This window comes from Brooklawnia sp. (assembly GCF_049651565.1).
Lineage (GTDB): Bacteria > Actinomycetota > Actinomycetes > Propionibacteriales > Propionibacteriaceae > Brooklawnia.
The window spans coordinates 1-3,788 of sequence record NZ_JBASCI010000055.1 but is presented as its reverse complement, the minus strand read 5'-3'; the positions used below and the strand labels follow the sequence as shown (position 1 = coordinate 3,788).

Annotated in this window: 6 protein-coding genes and 1 tRNA gene; 2 read left to right on the top strand and 5 right to left on the bottom strand. The window is 69.6% G+C overall.

Annotated features, from left to right (window positions below; all coding sequences use genetic code 11):
• Positions 1–46: 46 nt before the first annotated feature.
• The 4 genes from WBL05_RS02750 to bcp all read right to left on the bottom strand — a co-directional run bounded on the left by WBL05_RS02750 (position 47) and on the right by bcp (position 2,183).
• Positions 47–1,144: an aspartate aminotransferase family protein gene (locus WBL05_RS02750; RefSeq protein ID WP_424223591.1), complete on the bottom strand. Its 1,098-nt coding sequence runs from the start codon at positions 1,142–1,144 to the stop codon at positions 47–49.
• Between the two features lie 12 nt (positions 1,145–1,156).
• Entirely contained in the window at positions 1,157–1,348 is a 192-nt protein-coding gene (locus WBL05_RS02745) for a hypothetical protein (protein ID WP_424223587.1), read from the bottom strand.
• Positions 1,349–1,584: 236 nt separating this feature from the next.
• Positions 1,585–1,667 (bottom strand) — tRNA-Leu (locus WBL05_RS02740).
• Positions 1,668–1,697: 30 nt separating this feature from the next.
• Positions 1,698–2,183 (bottom strand): thioredoxin-dependent thiol peroxidase, encoded by a 486-nt coding sequence (gene bcp / locus WBL05_RS02735; protein WP_424223585.1) that lies wholly within the window; start codon positions 2,181–2,183, stop codon positions 1,698–1,700.
• Between the two features lie 99 nt (positions 2,184–2,282).
• Here bcp and WBL05_RS02730 point away from each other — a divergent pair, with 99 nt between their 5' ends.
• Both WBL05_RS02730 and WBL05_RS02725 read left to right on the top strand, forming a co-directional pair.
• A complete protein-coding gene (locus WBL05_RS02730) occupies positions 2,283–2,609 on the top strand; it encodes a DUF3618 domain-containing protein (RefSeq protein ID WP_424223583.1) in 327 nt (108 codons plus the stop codon).
• A 98-nt stretch (positions 2,610–2,707) separates the two neighbouring features.
• Complete coding sequence (locus tag WBL05_RS02725) at positions 2,708–3,004, top strand: GroES family chaperonin (RefSeq protein ID WP_424223589.1); 297 nt, start codon at positions 2,708–2,710, stop codon at positions 3,002–3,004.
• Positions 3,005–3,064: 60 nt separating this feature from the next.
• Here the strand turns inward: WBL05_RS02725 and WBL05_RS02720 are convergent.
• Positions 3,065–3,788 (bottom strand): Wadjet anti-phage system protein JetD domain-containing protein (locus WBL05_RS02720; RefSeq protein WP_424223581.1); only part of this gene is annotated, 724 nt, incomplete at its 5' end.

The following is a 3,788-nucleotide window of genomic DNA, read 5'->3' as shown; positions in this document are numbered from 1 at the left end:
GCGCAACCGCGGCCGCTGACTGTTGGCCGACCGGCGGCTGCGGCGCTCAGTCCGCGGCCGCCACGGCTTCCAGCGCAGCTGCGAATGCGGCGACCGTCTGGTCGACCTGCTCGGGGGTGTGCGCGGCGGTCAGGTACCAGCGTCCGCCGGGCAGGGCGAACTGGTTGCGGCGCAGCAACTCGACCAGCAGGGCGTCGTAGCGTCCCCAATCGGCGGCCAGGTAGTCGTGGAAGCCGGCCAGCCGGTCGATGCCGAGCGCAACCTGGGCCACCGAACCGACGGCGTGCGCGGTGCCCCTGATGCCGGCCGAGCGCATCGCCTCGTTGAAACCGGCCACCATCCGCTCCGCCAGGCGGGCCACCTGGTCGTAGGGGTCGTCGGCCAGCAGGGCCCGGAGAGTGGCGTTTGTCGCCGACAGCGACACCGGGTTGCCGTTGTAGGTGCCGGCGTGGACGACGCCCTGGGTGACCTGGTCGATCAGATCGGCGCGGCCGGCGATCGCGGCCACCGGGAAGCCGTTGGCCAGCGCCTTGGCGTAGACGCTGAGGTCGGGCTGCACCCCGGTCCGGCGCTGGGCGCCGTGCAGGCCGAGCCGGACGCCGGTGATCACCTCGTCGAAGATCAGCACCGTGCCGGCTCGATCACACAGTTCGCGCAGACCGGCCAGGTAGTCGCCGGCCGGTTGCAGGACGCCGCTGTTCATCAGGATCGGCTCCACTATCAGGACGGCGACGTCGTTGCCTGCCAGGAGCTGCGCTGCTGAGTCGAGGTTGTCGTACTCGGCGACCAGGGTGCTGCCCATGGTGGCTGCCGACTGGCCGCGGGTGCCCGGCACCAGTGCGGAGGTCCGGTCGGCGCCCGGACCGCGGTAGTTGACGAGCACCGCGTCCTGCCAGCCGTGGTAGTGGCCGGTGCACTTGACGATCTTCTCCCGGCCGGTTGCCGCCCGCGCCAGCCGCAGCGCCGACATCACCGCCTCGGTCCCGGTGTTGCTCCACAGCAGCCGCTCCACCCCGTCGAGCAAGTCGACCAGCAGTTCGGCCACCTCGTACTCCCAGTGGTGGCTGGAGCCGTAGGTCACCCCGGTCGACGCCTGCCGGCATACCGCCTCGGTGACCCGGGGGTCGCAGTGGCCCAGGAAGATCGGACCCCACGCTCAGACGTAGTCGGTATAGGAGTGGCCGTCGACGTCGTGCAGGGTGGCCCCGCTGGCCGACAAGAAGTGGATCGGGTGCGGCGGCATCGCGGCCCGGAGCCCGGTGCTGACCCCGCCGCCGAGCACGTTGCGGCTGCGTTGCCAGGCGGCGAAGGACTCCGGCCATTCGGCGATGACGGTTCGGTCGTCCATTGCTGCTCCCATCGTTGGAGGCGCTCTCGCGCGGCGATCGTCACCCATCCTGCCGGATATATGAGCGGGCTGCAGACGAAGCGGACGCCGAACGCCCGCGCAGCGCAGCACTGACGGGTTGTCCGCCGACCAGCTCCCCCAAGGAGCCGAACACCCGCGCAGCGCAACACTCTCGCAAACTTGCCTCAAGGTAGCCGAGACGGGAGGTACGGCACACGGCACCGATCGGCGGGCGGTGCCGGAGAAGGGAGTCGAACCCTCACACCTCGCGGGTACAGGAACCTAAATCCTGCGTGTCTGCCAGTTCCACCACTCCGGCGCGTCCCGATGGGAGCCGCACCAGTCTAGATCAAAGGTGCAGCAGCCCGAGGTCGCGTCTGAGCCGATCGACGTGACCGGTGGCCCGCACGTTGTACTGGGCCAGTTCAATGGTCCCGACGCCTTCCTCGTTCACGTCGATCAGGAAGGTCGAGCGGATCACACCGTCCATGAACTTGCCGTACAGCGCCTTCGAACCCCAGGCGCCGTAGGCCTTGATGACTTCGAGGGAGGTGTCGGCCAGCAGCTGGATGTTGAGGTGCTTGCGTTCCCGGAACTTGGCGAGCTTGTCCGGCTCGTCCGGTGAGATGCCCACCACGTCCATGCCCGCTTCGAGGAAGTCGTCGCGGGCCTCGGTGAAGTCGACGGCCTGGGTGGTGCAGCCAGGGGTCATCGCGGCGGGATAGAAGTACAACACGACCTTGCGCCCCGCGAAATCGGACAACGAGACCAGGTTGCCCTTGGCGTCCGGAAGTGAGAAGGCGGGTGCGACGTCACCGGCTGCGAGCTGACTCATGCAACACAGTATGGCATCGACCCGGAGTCGTGCGATCCCGCGACCGTTGGGCATAGGCTGGGACGCAGCATCGCCCAGCCAACCGCAGTGGAGGACAACGTGGCCTCGAAGGAACGAACCCCCGAACAGATCCGTGCCGACATCGCGGCCTCGCGACACGCGATGACCGTCGGGATCGAGGGCCTGGTCTCCGAGGTGCATCCGACTGCGATCAAGAACCGGGTCGTGGACGACGCGAAGCAGACCGTCGCCGACACCAAGCAGATGGTCTACGACACCGTGGACGACACCCGCGGCTACTTCGTCGACGAGGGCGGAGTGCGCTGGAACAACGTCGGCACCGTTGCCCTGATCGTGGTTGGCGTGGTGGTGGTCGCCGCAGCCGCCTCCGGCGTGTCCGCACTGATTCGCAGGATCGGCAAGTGAGCCCCGAGGACGACGCCGAGGCGGACGACCTGCACGTCGGTCCCGATCAGACCGACACCGGCCCGGCGGGTGACGCACCGATCGCGCTGCCCATCCGGATGCTGCACGATCGCGTCCTGGTCGACCCGGACGACGAGGCACGGGAGCGGCGCAGCTCGGGCGGGATCCTGATTCCCGCCACGGTGCAGATGGGACGCCGGCTGGCCTGGGCGAAGGTGGTCGCGATCGGTTCGTCGGTGCGAACGGTCAAGGTGGACGACCGGGTGCTGTTCGACCCGGCCGAGCGGTTCGAGGTCGAACTGCGCAACAAGACATACCTGCTACTGCGGGAACGGGAACTGCACGCGATCGCGGCCGAGCGGCTGCAGAACGGGTCCACCGGCCTGTACCTGTGAGCGGCTGCCTGCCTGCCGGGCCCGGTCCCGCACCGGCGGGCCAGGTCGTGCACCTGTGGGTCAATCACCGCGTTCGGCGGCGGCTTCGCTGAGGGCCCGGCGCACCCAATCGCGGCCGATGCGCTCCTGCTCCAGCCGAAGATCGCCCTGGCGGACCTGGGCCAGCGCGTCCAGCTCGGCGGCGGTCAGGAAGCCGATCTCACCCCGGAACGGACGCGGTTCGCCCACGGTGAGGTGGGCGTGCGCGCGCAGGGTGTCGGCGTCCATCAGCACCGACCGTACTCGGGGGATGGCCCGGCGGACCTGGCCGAGGATGTGGAAGCCGTGGGTGTCCAGGTCGCCCCAGTAGACCAGCCGCTCCGGCAGCCAGGGCACCTCGGACAGCGTCGGCGCGGCGAAGCCCATGCCATGCACGGCCACCGCACCCGTCAGCGGTGGCAGGGTTGTCACCGTCGTGCGGTTCTCGCACACCAGCACCGTCGCCGGCGCCAGGTCGAGCTGCTTCAGCCCGGGCAGGTCGACGCCGAACTCGCTTGGGCCAGCGGTCAGGGCAGGGTCCAGCACCCGCACCAGGAAGACGATGCCGGCTCGCCGCAGCCCGGCGCCGTCCTCGCCGGTGATCGCTGCCGCCAGCGGCCCGACCAGCGAGCGGTTCCGTTCCCACCACTTGGTGTCCACCCCGGGGACAGGCAGTTCCCGCTCCCACAGCCCGGAGTCGGGGTGGGTGGCCAGCCAGTTCAGCACCGACAGCAACCGCACCGTCCCGGCATCGTCAAGCCCGGCC

Coding starts and splice junctions, on each gene's coding strand:
- WBL05_RS02745 (WP_424223587.1), bottom strand. CDS start 1,348: ATGGACGACCGAACCGTCATCGCCGAATGGCCGGAGTCCTTCGCCGCC.
- bcp (WP_424223585.1), bottom strand. CDS start 2,183: ATGAGTCAGCTCGCAGCCGGTGACGTCGCACCCGCCTTCTCACTTCCG.
- WBL05_RS02725 (WP_424223589.1), top strand. CDS start 2,708: ATGCTGCACGATCGCGTCCTGGTCGACCCGGACGACGAGGCACGGGAG.